Annotated in this window: 13 protein-coding genes and 1 pseudogene; 9 read left to right on the forward strand and 5 right to left on the reverse strand. The window is 49.5% G+C overall.

The window, feature by feature from the left end:
* Positions 1–1004 precede the first annotated feature (1004 nt).
* From MKZ15_RS23800 to MKZ15_RS23825, 6 genes and pseudogenes are all read left to right on the forward strand, one after another.
* Positions 1005–1748, forward strand: coding sequence for a DUF1385 domain-containing protein (locus tag MKZ15_RS23800; RefSeq protein WP_339818793.1), 744 nt, complete (start codon positions 1005–1007; stop codon positions 1746–1748).
* A 12-nt stretch (positions 1749–1760) separates the two neighbouring features.
* The gene (locus tag MKZ15_RS23805; RefSeq protein WP_339818795.1) at positions 1761–2261 is read left to right on the forward strand and encodes a hypothetical protein; all 501 of its coding nucleotides are present in this window, start codon (positions 1761–1763) and stop codon (positions 2259–2261) included.
* Positions 2262–2881: 620 nt separating this feature from the next.
* On the forward strand, positions 2882–3673 hold the full coding sequence (locus MKZ15_RS23810; RefSeq protein ID WP_339818797.1) for a hypothetical protein: 792 nt from the start codon (positions 2882–2884) through the stop codon (positions 3671–3673).
* Entirely contained in the window at positions 3633–3827 is a 195-nt protein-coding gene (locus MKZ15_RS23815) for a DNA-binding protein (RefSeq protein ID WP_339818799.1), read from the forward strand. Before MKZ15_RS23810 ends, MKZ15_RS23815 begins: the two co-directional genes overlap by 41 nt.
* Before the next feature lie 36 nt (positions 3828–3863).
* A complete protein-coding gene (locus tag MKZ15_RS23820; protein WP_339818802.1) occupies positions 3864–4010 on the forward strand; it encodes a hypothetical protein in 147 nt (48 codons plus the stop codon).
* Positions 3994–5124: pseudogene (locus MKZ15_RS23825) on the forward strand (recombinase family protein); the annotation flags it as partial. The gene MKZ15_RS23820 and the pseudogene MKZ15_RS23825, both read left to right, overlap by 17 nt.
* Positions 5125–5697: 573 nt before the next feature.
* Here the strand turns inward: MKZ15_RS23825 and rlmH are convergent.
* The 5 genes from rlmH to MKZ15_RS23850 all read right to left on the reverse strand — a co-directional run bounded on the left by rlmH (position 5698) and on the right by MKZ15_RS23850 (position 11272).
* Complete coding sequence (rlmH, locus tag MKZ15_RS23830; RefSeq protein WP_213622498.1) at positions 5698–6177, reverse strand: 23S rRNA (pseudouridine(1915)-N(3))-methyltransferase RlmH; 480 nt, start codon at positions 6175–6177, stop codon at positions 5698–5700.
* A gap of 122 nt (positions 6178–6299) precedes the next feature.
* Positions 6300–6467, reverse strand: coding sequence for a CxxH/CxxC protein (locus tag MKZ15_RS23835; RefSeq protein ID WP_082691335.1), 168 nt, complete (start codon positions 6465–6467; stop codon positions 6300–6302).
* Between the two features lie 168 nt (positions 6468–6635).
* Positions 6636–8057, reverse strand: a complete 1422-nt coding sequence (locus MKZ15_RS23840) for a CAP-associated domain-containing protein (protein WP_339818811.1) — start codon at positions 8055–8057, stop codon at positions 6636–6638.
* A 112-nt stretch (positions 8058–8169) separates the two neighbouring features.
* Positions 8170–9888: an FAD-dependent oxidoreductase gene (locus MKZ15_RS23845; protein WP_339818812.1), complete on the reverse strand. Its 1719-nt coding sequence runs from the start codon at positions 9886–9888 to the stop codon at positions 8170–8172.
* 103 nt (positions 9889–9991) lie between these two features.
* The gene (locus tag MKZ15_RS23850; protein ID WP_339818813.1) at positions 9992–11272 is read right to left on the reverse strand and encodes a trypsin-like peptidase domain-containing protein; all 1281 of its coding nucleotides are present in this window, start codon (positions 11270–11272) and stop codon (positions 9992–9994) included.
* A gap of 412 nt (positions 11273–11684) precedes the next feature.
* On the opposite strand from MKZ15_RS23850, the gene MKZ15_RS23855 reads away from it, so the two are divergent.
* The 3 genes from MKZ15_RS23855 to MKZ15_RS23865 all read left to right on the forward strand — a co-directional run bounded on the left by MKZ15_RS23855 (position 11685) and on the right by MKZ15_RS23865 (position 14454).
* A complete protein-coding gene (locus MKZ15_RS23855; RefSeq protein WP_068784257.1) occupies positions 11685–11894 on the forward strand; it encodes a hypothetical protein in 210 nt (69 codons plus the stop codon).
* Positions 11895–12708: 814 nt separating this feature from the next.
* Complete coding sequence (locus MKZ15_RS23860) at positions 12709–13563, forward strand: sugar ABC transporter permease (protein WP_339822577.1); 855 nt, start codon at positions 12709–12711, stop codon at positions 13561–13563.
* Positions 13564–14454 carry a carbohydrate ABC transporter permease gene (locus MKZ15_RS23865; protein WP_339818819.1) on the forward strand — a complete coding sequence of 297 codons (891 nt, stop codon included), beginning with the start codon at positions 13564–13566 and terminating at the stop codon, positions 14452–14454.
* Positions 14455–14501: the final 47 nt, after the last annotated feature.

The raw sequence follows: 14501 nt of genomic DNA on the forward strand, positions 1-14501 counted from the left end.
GAAACAAATACATAGTAACTTTGGACGGGCCATAGGCCTGTCCTTTTTTTATAAAGTACCAGAAAAATACAACCCCCCCTATTCATGAGGGTGTCTTTTGAGGGGGAGTATCCTGTTAGCCAAAAAGGATCAGAATTAAGAAGTAGCACATACCTCACTTACACGAGCGTCAAGAGCCTCTCTATTCTGAATAAACATCGAACTTACCTTTCACATAAGGCTGAGCCCCTTTATCCACCTTCAGTTGCTGCTACAATAGCAAACTGATCTTCAATATAAGTAACTCCTTTCTCTACCGGCTTAGCCGAGAGAGTGTGACTATCAATAACAACATTGTATCTTGAGTTGGCAGCACTTATGGTCCGGTCAGCAGAACTGAAAACAAAACTCTGTGATTAACACTTTCCTCTTCATCCCATAAAACCTCCAGATGGTTGTTACTGTTAGCTATTTAGTTTGATCCTGTACCATGTCCAAAGTCTCCACCTAAATTCTTTTACGATAGCATCTCTTGCAACAAAGTTGAAATTTCTGAGCAGCCAATCAATGTAACGCATTACCATTCAGGCACCAGTTAAAATTGTAACGCCCTACATTACTTACGTTTATAAAGTTACTATACTATTCATTGACACGCCCTCAACTTGTGCTCTAGAATGTAGGCTAGTATTACCAACCATGCCTATTAAACTTAAAACAAGGAGAATAAATATGATTTGGTTAAGGTTCTCGATCTACTAAAACAAAAAATTTCCGGCCCATCTTTTGAGGAATGGTTTTCTGACACTACTGGCTTCTATGACCCAAAGAAGTCGTTATTTGTCATTGAATCTTCAACCATACTCCACCATGAGTGGATCAGTCATCGTTACGAGAAGTTAATCCGTACCTCAATCACTGAAATTACAGGAGAAGAAAAACTTAATCTAGTGTTTAGTGTACGGAAAGACAGCTCAAATCATCTTCATTAAGTGCATTAGGTCTATTTGGAAGGGATGATGAATTTGAATCTAAAAGGTGGTCACGCATTTTCGAAGGGGGTATGCTTCTATTCTGATAAGTTTGTTGTTGAGGCTCAGTATTCACCTGATGGGGCTGTTACAGTTACTGATTCCAAACCAGGCGAAGTAAAAAGTCATAAGATATATAAAATTCTACGAATGATTCCATTTGTAAGGGGAATTGCGTTGATTTTTAATGATCGCAGTTTAGCGATTCCTTTTGTCGTACTTTTTCTTTATTTAATATTTTTTAATTCATTCTTAGAAAATATAAATATCTATTTTTTACTTGGTTGTACCGCACCCGTTCTATTCTATGGCTTTAGGGCATGGTCTAGTAAAAAGACAATGTGGTCAAAAATAAGTACAGTTAGAAAGTATCATGCAGCGGAACACATGGTGGCGCATGCATGGGGAAAGGGACTAGTCCTTAACTTGGAATCTGTTAAAAAGCAAAGTCGGATCCATCCTTATTGCGGCACTAACCTTGTAATCTTTACTCTCACTATTTTTTTAGTATTAATCCCATTACCTATCATCCTGATCTTAAAACTACTTCTACCATTTTCGGTTGGATTTGAATTATTTATTATAGCAAGTCCTATTATTGTTAAAGTGCTACGTCCACTTTATTGGATAGGTGATTTAATGCAAAAGTACATAACAACTGCAAATCCGGACGACAAGCATCTCCTTGTGGCGATTGCCTGTATGGAGAGATTGGTCGTTTTAGAAGGGATTGAGTAAGGGGGGGAACAAATGGGCGGTCTGAACAAAGGTGTAACTTGGATAACAAGACATGATAATACTGTTAAAACTATTTTAGTAGATAATCATGAACTTAGAAGTGAGAGCCCTCCGTATGCTTTCTATGAAGATTATGAAATAGTATTTGAAGGTAGCTACAAAACCTTAGAAAACTACTCGATTTTCGACTTCCCTGCAAATACGGCAATTAAACACCTATCTGTAGATGAGGATATCAATAATCTATCCATTGATTTTTGGTTTAAACATCAGGGCAACAATTTTGCAATTATAATATTCCGTATTCATTGTTGGGGACAGAAAAACGACCTTATAAAACTAAAGGAGCATTATTCAATAAAGGCGGAGTCCTTAAAATTTCTCGAAGAACCAAGAGCGAAATATTTTGAAATATATGTAAGAGTTTGTAACGATACAGCTAAGATCCCTAGGTTAATCCTTTTAGCCAAAAATGAACTTGCTAATATTCGAGAGATCTTAAAAAGCACCTAACTAAAAAGGGTGGGGCTCGAAACGAGAGGGCCCCTGTATCTCTAACAAGTAACTACCCCGGAAAAATTTTTTTATTAATTTTTTTTACCTAAGAGCTCATCATGCTCCTTTATCGCGGTCGGGTGATTATTAATGATTTTGATAATTATTGCTGAATTACCCCAAGTTCCCCTAAATAAATAATAGTAAACTCCCCACCTAATGGGGTTGTTTTGACACAATCCTCAACTTCCTATTGGGATAATCTTTCCCCACTTCTCCGTGCCCATTGAGACTCCTAATATCCTCAGCTAAATCTAATTATCTTGCACTTAGAAAAGAGCCTGTTTATTTAGGTGCCTTTGTTCTCATTTAAATCTACGAATGATCATTTTAAAGGAATTTTGAGATTTTAGCAGGTTTTTTGAGGAATTATCTGATTCAATCTTGAACCTATATATTTTGTCCATCTAGGTTAATGTCAGTTATCTTTGCTCGATTCGGGCTGAAGATGACGTCTTTCAGTGCAAAGCCTTAAACTAATATCAGCACCAAAACACCAGGCCTGGTAAGGGAAATACAATAAATTGACTTGATACTATACTGATTATTTTCACCGCTCAGGAAGGAGTTATATTACCTTGTTCAATAATGAAATATACACAAAGGTCATTGTCAGCGGCAACTTGGTACAAGTTTTCAAATATGAAAAGCCCATTGTAACATTGACTGGAAAGCGTGGAGGTAGACGCTTTAGATATGAGTCACCCAGTGACATGCGGGTTGAACACAAGAAAGTTTCAAATGGTAGAGCAAAGACCATGTTTAAGCGTCTATATGCATGTAACTTCCTGGATACCTCCACTTTTATCACACTTACCTTTGACCCTCAGAAGCCATGTAATTTTCATGACCTTGCTGTCTGTAGGAAGGAATGGGACAACTTCATCAAGCGTATGCGCAGACGGTTTAGTAAGTTTAGATATTTGGGAGTCACGGAATTTCAGCATAATGGTTCCATTCATTATCATGTAGTCACTGATATTTCCTCCATTAGCCCAGAACAACTTACCGAACTTTGGCAGGTTGGACACTCGAAAGCAAAAGTAATTACTAACGGGCCTGAGGCAATTGAAAGACTCACCAGCTACATGACTAAAGAAATTAGTGACCTTCGATTGCAATCATCCCACACTTATTTACGTAGCAGAAATCTGTTGCAACCGCTTGAATATCACGGGGTACCCGCCGATTTGATGCTTGAATATGATTTACATGACTTTACACCATATAATGCTCAATCATATGACACTAAGTACTTTGGACAAGTTAGCATTGAAGAATATTATATCCCCAACAAAGCAAGTCATCTTGGAACAAGGAGGGGCCGAAATGAAACAGTTAAACCACGATGCGTATCCCGTTGTGCTTGAAGTCGATCATGTTGCAGAAATTTTAGGGGTCTCTAAGCGTATTGCACATGAAATTATGAATGCTCCGGGATTTCCGCTGATTCGCCTCGGTGAACGCCTTAAGCGAGTTCAACGTGAAGCTTTCTTTGCCTGGCTCAATAATCAAGCCAGTTAAAGTTCTCTAAAATAAAGTGCACTAGGAGGCTAGATCATGTCGAAGGCTTATGTTAATGATTCAGTCCGATCCATGACTCATGATCAACATGAATTAGAACAGGAAGATAACTTAGAAGTAATTGCATCTATCATTCTCCAAGCTATAAAAAGAATGAAAGCAATGAATGCAATTCAAGAGTAGGACTTTTATTCTTAAACACAATCATGAATTAATACAACATGTGGAGGTATATACCGTGAAAAATGAAACTAACCGAGTGATTGGACTCTATATCCGTGTATCAACAAGTAAACAGGTAGCTGAAGGCTTCTCCCTCGAGGCTCAAGAAAATGAAGGTCGAGATGTGGCTAGAAGATACTTTGGCAGCGACATTACAATTACTCCGTACGTTGATGAAGGCATTAGCGGTAAAGAAACTACGAAAAGAGCCAACCTAAACAGAATGATGAATGATGTGAAATCAGGGAAATTGTATGCTGTTATCACTTATAAAGTTAGCCGATTAAGCCGCTCCTTATCGGATTCTCTTAAGCTTGTTGAGGAGATTAGCAGATCCAGGGTTCGCTTCATAAGCATTAAGGAAGGCGAATATGGCACACCAAGCGCTAACTTACAATTTAACATTTTGGCATCTGTTGCCCAGTATCAACGCGAAGAGTTAGCTGAGAATGTTCAGCTAGGAATGACTCAACGAGCCAAAGAAGGCCTTTGGAATGGCGGCAAAGTATTAGGCTATGATAATGCTAATAAGCACCTTTTCGTGAACCCTGATGAAGCTGAGACAGTAAGAATTATCTTTGATAAATATGTCAATGAAGGATGGGGGACAAAGCGTATTGCCAACTTTTTAAATCGCTTGGGAAGGAAGACAAAGACAGGCAAGACATTCTCTATAATTGCTGTTTCCACTATTCTAAAGAATCCGGTTTATAAAGGATTTATACGATTTAACCAGGTAGTTAATTGGGAAAGGGATCGTAGAAAAGGATCTAACCCAAACCTTCTCATTGTTCCCGGCTCGCATGAACCAATCATCGATGCAGCGATATGGGATAAAGCAAATGAGCGTATTGAGCGCGATGCAACCGGTATACCCCGACAGTATACTGGGACGTTTCCTTTAACCGGTATGGCAAAATGCCCCGAGTGCGGTGGTTATATGACAAGTGCCTTAGGCTCAAAGCGGAAAGACGGTACGAAGAAACGTTATTATGTTTGTGGTAATTATCATAACAAGGGGCGGGCGGTATGCAACCCTAATCATATTCCTGCCGATTGGCTTGAACAAGCCGTTTTTGAAAGACTCAGTAAAGCTCTGCACTCCGATAAAATTCTGAAAAAACTTACAGACCAAATTAACAATCAGATTAAGTCACAACTTGAACCAAAAGATAAGCCTGATGAGTTTTCATTAGTTAATGACCGGTTAAAACAACTTGAGCAACAGAAAAAGAAAATACAGGATGCTGTAGCCCTTGGTTCCGCTCTGTTTACCGAGGAGGAAGCAATTCAACGTATCAGAGAGATTCGTGACGAGATGGCTAGACTAGAAAAGTCAATCGAGGCATTACACGCAACTATCGACAAGCCATTGCCAATCAGTGTAGAACCATTAACCATTGATATACTGAAGGAACAATTGAATGACTTTTTCTTACTAAAAGAGAAGCTTGAACCGCTCGAACTTCGCAAACTGCTTCAGGCATCTATAGAAAAGATTGAAGCAACCAAAAACAACCTAAAGCATGTACACTTCTCCTTCATTGCCTACATGCCTGATTTAGACCCAGCTTTGGGTCTAATACATAATGGATTCACTTCTATGCCTTATATCCAAAAGGCTCTTTATTTGCCCAAAAAACATTACCTACTTATGATACGGTTCTCCCCGATTGATCTTCACCGCGCGATAAATCTGCTCGGTGAGCACCAGGCGCATGAGCTGGTGGGGCAGCGTCATGCGCCCGAACGACAGCCGCTGCTGCGCGCGGCTGAGCACCGCATCGGCGAGCCCAAGGCTCCCGCCGATGACGAACACGACATGGCTCGTCCCGTAGGTGCCGAGCTGATCGAGACAACCGGCCAGCTCCTCCGAGCTCCAGAGCTGGCCGCCAATCGCGAGCGCAATGACATGCGCGTCGCTCTTGATCTGCGCGAGGATGCGTTCGCCCTCGCGCTCCTTCACGCCGATGAGCTCCGCCTCGCTCATCGTCTCCGGCGCTTTCTCGTCGGGCACCTCCACGACTTGAAACTTCACATACGGCGCCAGGCGCTTCGCGTATTCCGCAATGCCCTGCACCAGATATTTTTCCTTCAACTTGCCGACCGCCACGATTTGAATCAGCACTTGAGTTCATCCTCCGTTATCGTCCTAAACTCGTCACCCTATATAAAAAAACAGCGGGGCCCGTCACCTGCATGCCGTCGCCCCGTTCGTCGTCCCTCATTCAATTGTGCAACACAACAACATTACACCACCAAAAACCGCGCCTCATGGTCGCATTCCTGGCATTTCACCGGGGGCTCCCAGTCAATAAACTTGGTGTGCTCCAAATCAACCACATCGGGGGCTTCCTCAAACTCATCCACGAACATATCGATGGCCAATTCCACATGATCTTTGCATACGACGTACATAGTCCAAGCATCCTTTCTTATGCGCCGCACTCCCGCGGCCGGCTTCCGTATTAACAGGTTGTCCTTTATCTTTTCTACCATACTCCGCGCAAAAAAGGAACCGCCCCGGTCACATCCCCCAGACGGTTCCCACCCTATCAAACCCAGCTTCCCGGCTCCCTAGCCGGTTTACAAAGGCGTATAGAAGTTTTGCGTATAATACGTATCGTAATCGCTGCTATCCAGCCCGTCCACGGCACCGACACCCAGCATCGTAAACGATGGCTCCAGCATATTCTCCCGGTGGCCCCAGGAATTAAGCCAGCCATAATGCCCGTCGATCGCATCGAGGTATCCGGCGGCGATATTTTCGCCCCATGCCCGGAACTGCGGAATCCCGCGAGACATCATGCGGTCGCCCGCCGACTTCCCTTCCGGATTATCATGCTCAAAATAATTCCGCTCCGCCATATCCTGACTATGCGAGCGCGCCACCTCGGCCACGGATTCGTTCCAGCTCAGCACGCCTAACCCTCTTTGCACACGAAATGTGTTGGTCAAGTCAAAAATCTCCCGCTCCGTCGCCTTCAACGACTCCGATGTAGACGGCGCGTACACATTCGTCTCCGTAAATTTCTTGTCCATCAGCAGCACCCCGTCCACGCGGTACTTCTCATGCTTGTCCAGATACAGATTAAGGTACAACCCTCTCGGTGTATACGTCTCCACGTACTCCCTTGGAGGATCCTCGCTCTTGTCCCAGATCGCGGCCAGGCTGCTCCGCAAAGTCTCCAGCCCTTTCTCCGCCTCAGGCCCGAAGCGCCACTCCTCATGATTGCCGAATAAACCAACCACCTTGCCGTCGGCCACGCCAACCTGTGTATAATGCTTGTAATCCTTATTATAGATATACCATTCCAGTCCAAAGTTGGTTACGTCCTTGCGCACCGGTTCACCAAGCAGCTCAATCACGCGGTCCGTCGAATCCCCGATCCCCACGCCCTGCAGCTGGATCTCCGGCTTGATCAGATCCGGGCTTGTCGCCTTCGGCAGCGTCAGCTTCAACCGGTACAGGAACGTCTGCGCTTCCGCCCGCGACACCGCGTCCTTCGCTGCGAAGCCCTGCACGCCGGCACCACTTTTGCCTTGGGCCAAGCCTTGGGCAAGCACCCACTGGACCGCCTCATCTTCACTCAAACTCTGCCCGTAAAAAGCTGCCATCAAGCGGGCCACCGACCCGCGCGTAATCGGCTCATTGGGCTGATCGCTCACCGGCCAGGTTAATTCGAACGCTAACTGGTAATAAGGGGTATACCAGGTCTCCTGCCCCTTCGCCGCATCCAGCTTGATCTCCGGATAGGCCCGTACTAGCATGCTCAGGAACTCCGCTTCCGTCACCGACTGAGCCGGTCGGAATGTTCCATCCGGATAACCGTCCGTCACGCCGTTGTTCTTCGCCCACATGACTTTGTCATAAGCCCAATGGGAGGCCGGGACGTCCTTAAATTCTACACCCGCAGCCTGAACCGCCGGTCCCGAAGCCAGCCAGGCTGCACCTAATCCCGCGAGAATCGCCAATCCGCAAATTCCGCGTTTCCATCCCTTCTTCATGAACCCCTGACCTCTTTCCCTCTTCGATAGATTGCTTGCTCTCTAAGAAGTAGTTCGACAGAAAAAGGACAAATTCCTTGTTCCTACTATTAAATCACATTATCTTCTAGTTCTAACCTGAGATTCCATCTATTCCCTCCGGGTTTTTCGGAACGACCGCCCCCTCCAACGCCCGGTCCAGCTCCGCCATCCAACGCCGCTTCACTTCCTCCGACCAGCCAAAGTATCGGGCCATCTCCATGGTGACCGGTTCCTTCCAGCGACGTACCCAAGCGATGTCAAACATCAAAGCCCCTGTTCTTCGCACGAAAAAATCCGCCGGCGTCATCGCCATCTCCGCTTCCAGCGCATACCGCAGCGGAACCGCCACCTCCAGCGGGAGCCGCCTCGAATCGGCCGACGCGGCAGGCGCGCCCGAAGCCGACATCTCTGCGGCGATCGCCAGCAGCCGATCGACGTTAGCACCGTATCGAGCGGCCCACTTGGCGGCAAGCTCCTGCGGGATCCCACGTTCCGCCGCCTCCTGCACTTTGCGCTCCACGAACCCGGGCAGTCCTTGCGAGCCGCCCACCTGCCCGCCGGAGATCGGCAACGTCCGGGTGGAGCAAGGCGGGAAGCTCCGGCCGAATTCCCGCTTCAACTTGGCGGACACGCGGTCAACGACCAGCTCCGCCATCTTGCGGTAGCCGGTCAGCTTGCCGCCGGCAATGGTGATCAGGCCGGATGCCGACTCCCAAATTTCATCCTTGCGGGAAATTTCCGAGGGCGATTTACCCTCCTCATAGATGAGCGGCCGCACCCCGGCCCAGCTGGACTCCACGTCCGCCGCCGTAACGGCCAGCCCGGGAAACATCCCGTTAACCGCATCCAGGATGTAATCGCGGTCGGCCTTCGTCATGCACGGATGGGCAAGCTCGCCGTGATACACGGTGTCCGTCGTGCCCACATATGTTTTGCCATCGCGCGGAATCGCGAACACCATGCGGCCGTCCGGCGTATCAAAATACACCGCCTGCCGCAGCGGAAACCGCCCCTGGTCGAACACCAGGTGCACGCCTTTGGTCAGTTGCAGCATTTTGCCCTGCTTCGACCCGTCCATCTCGCGCAACGCGTCCACCCACGGCCCCGCCGCGTTGACGACCTTCCGTGCCCGCAGCTCATATGTCTGCCCGCCGGCCAGATCCTGAACCTCGGCACCGATCAGCCGCCCAGCTTCGTACCGGAACTCGGTCACTTTGGCGTAGTTGACCGCCATCGCCCCGCGGGCCGCCGCCTCCTTGAGCACCTCGAGCGTCAGCCGAGCGTCGTCCGTGCGGTACTCCACATAGTAACCGCCGCCCAGCAGACCGTCCTCCTTCAGCAACGGCTCTCTCGCCAGCGTCTCCGCCACCGTCAGCATGCTTCGCCGCTCCCCGCGTTTCACTCCCGCGAGGAAGTCGTACACGCGCAGCCCCAGCGACGTGCTGAATCGACCAAACGTGCCGCCCCGATAAATCGGTAGCAGCATCCGTTCCGGTGTGGTGACATGAGGGCCGTTCTCGTACACGATCGCTCGCTCGCGCCCAACCTCCGCCACGACGCCAATCTCCAACTGCTTCAGATAACGCAGTCCGCCATGCACCAGCTTCGTCGAACGGCTCGACGTCCCGGCAGCAAAGTCCTGCATCTCCACAAGTCCAACCCGCATCCCCCGTGCCGCCGCGTCCAAGGCGATTCCGGCCCCGGTGATCCCGCCGCCCACGACCAGCAGATCCAGCGGCTCAGCCGGGTTCGCCATTTGCTCCAACAGGTGTCGCCGATCCTTACCCGTAAACGAATCGATTGCAGCCATGTCCATCCTCCTTCGATCTCCGCATGCAAAAAGAGACCCCGACCACACTTCAGTCGTTTCTGTCTACGGCTGTCATGTCTTCGGAATCTCTCCTGTGAAAGTGTTATTTATCTTCGTCCAATCCTTGTTCGATCTCCGCCTCGGACGGTTTATCGGTCAGCTTCAGGGTCGCCTTCTCCAGCTTCCCATCACGATAATACGTAACCTCCAGATCCTCGCCGATCTTCTTGCTCTCATACAGATATCGGCGTAACTCCAAAGTGGATTGAATCGGCTGTTTGTCGAGCTGGGTAATGACGTCATTCAGCTTCAGGCCCGCTTCCAGCGCCGGCCCATGGGCCTCCAAGACGATAACCCCCTCCGTCACATGGCTCGGCAGTTTGAGGTCCTGGCGTTGCTCATCAGAGATCGGGGAGAACCGGTTGTTGAGATCCAACGTATAGACGCCCATATACGGACGAACGACCTTACCGTGCAGCAAAAGATCGTCGACCGTCTTCATCACTTCATTGACCGGAATGGCAAAGCCCAGTCCCTCCACGCCGGTATCGGAAATCTTCATCGTATTAATGCCGATCAGCCGAGCGTTCAAATCAACCAACGCCCCGCCGCTATTACCTTCGTTAATCGCCGCATCCGTCTGGATGACCTCTTGCTCCCAGTCGTATACGCCGTCTTGGTTCAGCGACACCGGAATCATTCGGCTCGTATAACTCACGATCCCGGAGGTCAACGTTCCCCCAAGCCCCAACGGATTGCCAACGGCAATGACGGTTTGCCCGGCGCGCAGCTTCTGGGAATCGCCCAAATCAATGACCGTATCGATGCCTTGGCCGTCGATTTCTAACACGGCGATATCGTTGATGGAATCTTGCCCGACAACCTCCGCCTTACGCGAGCTGCCGTCGCTCTTCACGATCTCCAGATCGTTCGCGCCGCTGATCACATGCGCATTCGTTATGATATAGGCCTTGCCCTTCTCCTTCTTAAAAATCACACCCGAACCCAGCGCCGCATGCTCCGGATCGAAATCCGACACCTCGCCTCCGTGGTTGAGGATGCTCACCACACTAGGCGCGACCTTGGCTGCCGCCGAGCTAATCCGGTCATAGGGATCACCGGCATCCGAGAGCAAGACGGCACTACCGGTAGCGGCATGGCGAGTCGATGAAGAAGGAAGTCCCGTAATGAAACTGAATAACAGCACGGCCACCACCGCGCTAAGAACGGAAGAGATTAAAGAGATCTGTAGCGTGGACAGCACCGGCCGGTGGTGCTGCTTCCGCGGCCCCCCGCGCCAACGCCGCAGGCCGCCGCCTTCGGACAAGCGCACGCGCCGCCCCGGAACCTTGGTGGAATAAAAGTCATCGTCAAACCATCCCATCTCTATTCTCTCCCTCCGTCGCTCTTCCCCAAAACCGCGTTGGCATCTCCTTCATGCCATCCGCCTCAAGCATAGGTCCCCTTCAACTTTATGCCGTTACGGCAAAGCCATATTCGCACGTTCCTTTTATTTCTTTAACGTCATGAACCGGGGAGATGTTGCCTGAATTTCGGGAAATTGCCGCTTTTTTTTCTGAAAATTGGAATGTTTGACCTTACCCATGACTACACTATATTAATGCGATAGATTGATAGATTTATTTTACCATATTTTGATGGTTCGGAAGCAGAATTTGATCAGGGAAATAACGGGATTTTTTGGGCAATCCCGCAACCCTCATTCAGTCGCAGATTTGTAGGCAATAAACAATGAAAATCGCGCACCTCGCGCGTCCAATTAAGGAGGTCATTCCATGGATTCCTACTACTCAACGCCGATGAACGAAGTGAATGTGCTGGCCAAACTGGCGGATATGAAGGAAGAGCACTATCACCAATTGGTGACCTTAAGCGCCATCATGGAGCTGCTCATAGAGAAAGGGATTTTGACCCGGGAGGAAATTGAGAAAAAAGCGCTGGAGATCGACGGTTTCTTAACCCCGCCTCCGTACCCCACCGTCTAAGCTGATACCTCAGCTCGAGTCACTAGGTAATCGCCAAGGTGTCGGACCGGCCGATCACCGGACCGGTTTGCATATTAAATCTTCCCTCCTATCGTGACGTGAATAGGGGGAGATTGTCGCTAACGCTGACCAGAGTGCTTATATGGGTACAAATCGGACCATTTCACTTTTAACGCTTGCCAGCGTGCTTATATTGGCGAAATCGCCCCCTTTTTCCTATGAATCAGGGAAATAAGCTCTCTGATCCGCGTTACATCCTGCACCTTCCCGTTTTTGCCCATTTAGCGTTTCTCCTAAGCGTTAGCGATTCGACCGGTTCGGGTTACCCGTTCCGTTCAGTTAGTTCGGGTTACCGGTTCCATTCAGTTAGTTCGGGTTACCGGTTCCTTTCAGTTAGTTCGAGTTACTCGTTCCATTCAGTTGATTCTTGTTGCCTCCTTCCCGTTCATAGCTACCGCCCCCCGATCCATTAATGTCACATTACATAACATAGATTTGTTTTCGCTACCCCAAACGCGAGCCTTAACTCAAAGTTTCACTCACATCTTCTCCACTTTTTTATCCCGAATGTTACATTACCTAACAGAAAGCGATTCCATTTTGCAAAAAGAGGGTTGATTATTTCCATCCCATCCTCTATGATAGGGTTAATCGCAGGATAAGAATTAAAGCACTTTAACTTTCACCTCGTTCAGATCTCACACACTTCGACAATTACTTCATTCTTCCGCCCAAAAGTTAAAGCGCTTAAACTTTTAGAAGAAAGGCTGGTGGTTCTGTGATTCATCGTGAAGGCCGGCGGCGGACATTCTATATGTACCTGTTCATCTCCCCGTGGTTAATAGGCTTCCTGGTGTTCGCCTTGTATCCGATTCTGGCATCGCTATACTACAGCTTCACCGACTACGACATTATCCACCCGCCCGAATTCGTTGGATTCGCCAACTACGCCGAGATGTTCCGGGACGATTTGTTCTGGAAATCGGTGACGGTCACGTTGAAGTTCACCTTCCTCAGCGTACCGGCGCAACTGCTGCTGTCGCTGGGGTTCGCGTTACTGCTTCATCAGACGATGCCGCTTCGGGGGTTCTTCCGGACGGCGATGTATTTTCCCAGCATGGTTTCCGGCGTGGCGATGTCGCTGTTGTGGTATTGGATCTTCAATCCGCAGATCGGACTGTTCAACTACATGCTGTCCTGGTTTGGCATCCACGGCCCGGCCTGGCTCATGGACCCCGATACTGCCCTTTATGCGCTCATCATCATGACCTTCTGGACCGCCGGATCGGGTATGATCCTGTTCCTCGCGGGGCTGCAGGGCGTGCCGGCCAGCCTGATCGAAGCCGCGAAGCTGGACGGTGCCGGGCGCTTGCGGATTTTTCGCAACGTGACCCTGCCGATGATTTCGCCCGTCTTGCTGTTCCAGCTCATCATGGGCATCATCGATTCGTTCCAGGTTTTCACCCAAGCGTTCGTCATGACGCAAGGCGGACCGAACTACTCCACTTGGTTTTATGTCTACAACCTGTACACCAGCGCCTTCAAAGAATACCGCGCCGGTTATTCCTCGGCCTTGGCCTGGGTGCTGCTGATTGCCGTCATGTTGTGCACCGCCCTCATCATGAAAGTCTCGAACCGCTACGTTCACTATGAAGGAGGAGGAAGATAGATGAGCTCTATTCCGGCAACCTCGCCAACTTCCCGCTCCACCTCCGTCAGGTCCCGCCGCCGCAAGCCGGACCCGGTGAAAATCGTCAGCTTCATCCTGCTCGTCGCCACCACGTTCCTGATGCTGCTGCCCTTATTCTTCATGGTCTCCACTTCGCTGAAATCGCACCGGGAAATGCTGAAGTTTCCACCGACCTTTCTTCCGACCAGCTGGAGCTTCGGCAATTACGTGGAGATTTTCGATACGCTGCAGTTCGGTACGCTGTATAAGAACAGCCTGATCATCGGCGTCTTGACGGTCGTCGGCACGCTGCTCTCCTCCGCGCTGGTCGCCTACGGGTTCGCCCGCTATCGCGGACGGGGCAACAGCTTCTGGTTTATGCTGCTGCTTAGCACGATGATGCTGCCGTACCCGGCGATCATGGTCCCGCAATTCGTGTTGTTCTCCAAGCTGCACTGGATCGATACGTTCCTGCCGCTGATCGTGCCGGCGTTCTTCGGATCGGCGTACAACATCTTTTTGCTGCGCCAGTTCTTCTCTACCCTGCCCGAAGAGCTGTTCGACGCCGGCCGGATCGACGGCTGCAGTGAGCTCGGCATGTGGTACAAAATCGCCCTGCCCCTCTCCGGACCGGCGCTGGCAACCGTGGCGATCTTTGCTTTTATCTACAGCTGGAACGACCTGCTGACTCCCGTGCTTTACTTAAGCTCATCCGAGCTGTTTACGCTTCCAGTGGGCATGGCCTCCCTCACCTCGTCGCGGTTCCGCATCCCGCCGTGGCATCTGCTGATGGTAGCGTCCGTGCTGGCCATGGTGCCGATCGTCACGTTGTTCGCCATCGCTCAGAAGCAGTTCGTCGAAGGGATCGTATTGACCGGCATCAAGTCCTAAACTGCCGCAAGGGGCGGCGTCCACAACCTAACCCAAGGAGGAATCGG

The sequence above is a fragment of the Paenibacillus sp. FSL R7-0216 genome, from assembly GCF_037969915.1.
Taxonomy (GTDB): Bacteria; Bacillota; Bacilli; order Paenibacillales; family Paenibacillaceae; genus Fontibacillus; species Fontibacillus rhizolycopersici.

Bases quoted from the DNA above. Each gene is read 5' to 3' on its own strand.
- MKZ15_RS23805 (WP_339818795.1), top strand. From the start codon at position 1,761: ATGGGCGGTCTGAACAAAGGTGTAACTTGGATAACAAGACATGATAAT.
- MKZ15_RS23815 (WP_339818799.1), top strand. From the start codon at position 3,633: ATGAAACAGTTAAACCACGATGCGTATCCCGTTGTGCTTGAAGTCGAT.
- MKZ15_RS23820 (WP_339818802.1), top strand. From the start codon at position 3,864: ATGTCGAAGGCTTATGTTAATGATTCAGTCCGATCCATGACTCATGAT.
- MKZ15_RS23835 (WP_082691335.1), bottom strand. From the start codon at position 6,467: ATGTACGTCGTATGCAAAGATCATGTGGAATTGGCCATCGATATGTTC.
- MKZ15_RS23840 (WP_339818811.1), bottom strand. From the start codon at position 8,057: ATGAAGAAGGGATGGAAACGCGGAATTTGCGGATTGGCGATTCTCGCG.
- MKZ15_RS23845 (WP_339818812.1), bottom strand. From the start codon at position 9,888: ATGGCTGCAATCGATTCGTTTACGGGTAAGGATCGGCGACACCTGTTG.
- MKZ15_RS23850 (WP_339818813.1), bottom strand. From the start codon at position 11,272: ATGGGATGGTTTGACGATGACTTTTATTCCACCAAGGTTCCGGGGCGG.
- MKZ15_RS23855 (WP_068784257.1), top strand. From the start codon at position 11,685: ATGGATTCCTACTACTCAACGCCGATGAACGAAGTGAATGTGCTGGCC.
- MKZ15_RS23860 (WP_339822577.1), top strand. From the start codon at position 12,709: ATGTACCTGTTCATCTCCCCGTGGTTAATAGGCTTCCTGGTGTTCGCC.
- MKZ15_RS23865 (WP_339818819.1), top strand. From the start codon at position 13,564: ATGAGCTCTATTCCGGCAACCTCGCCAACTTCCCGCTCCACCTCCGTC.